This is a genomic window from Bartonella sp. AP150HLJHH (genome assembly GCF_042196385.1).
Taxonomy (GTDB): domain Bacteria; phylum Pseudomonadota; class Alphaproteobacteria; order Rhizobiales; family Rhizobiaceae; genus Bartonella.
Genome location: NZ_JBHIQC010000134.1, coordinates 1 through 626 on the forward strand (window position 1 = coordinate 1; position 626 = coordinate 626).

Annotated in this window: 1 protein-coding gene; it reads right to left on the reverse strand. The window is 48.9% G+C overall.

Going from position 1 to position 626, the window contains the following annotated elements; translation table 11 throughout:
- Positions 1 to 626: phage tail tape measure protein (locus tag ACFING_RS10095; protein WP_375630846.1), on the reverse strand; the 626-nt coding region annotated here is incomplete at both ends.

Below are 626 nucleotides of genomic sequence, written 5' to 3' on the forward strand. Positions count from 1 at the left end.
GTACCAAATGCTGCGGTTTCCCGCGCGGTGAGCTTAAACATGGTTGCCGCACCGGTGGCACGATTGGTAAAATCAGAAACTTCACTTGCCTTGGCCGCCATGTGGTTAGAGAGATGATTGATAGCATCGCCTAGATCTTCAATGCCTGCCTGATTAAGCTTAAAGACATTGCGCAACTTGGCAAAGCGCTCCCCAATCTGATCTCCCGTCATATCAAAAGCTACAGCTGCTTTAGCGGCATAAATGCTAAAAGCTTCTAGATCTTGTTCGCCAATCCCTGCTTGGCTGGCACTGGTCATCAATTCTAAGACTTCACGCGCCGCTAACGGAATCTTGGTGGAGGTTTCAAGCGCAAAACGGCGCAATTCCTTTAAGCGATCAAGGGGGGCATCGAGAACCTTTTCCAAGCCCTTCATCGATTGGTCAAATTGCATGGCTTTATAGAGCGGTGCAATTAAGGTTGCTGTTTGCGCAAGCGCACCCACCATACGCCCCCGCGCATGGTTAAAAGCATTTTCCGCATTCTTTGTCGCATCCTCAAGATGCTCAGGGTCAAACCACCCTTTAAAATGCTGCCTTGTCTTGTTTTGGAAATGCGCAACATCTGAACTAAAGGCTGCAAGATC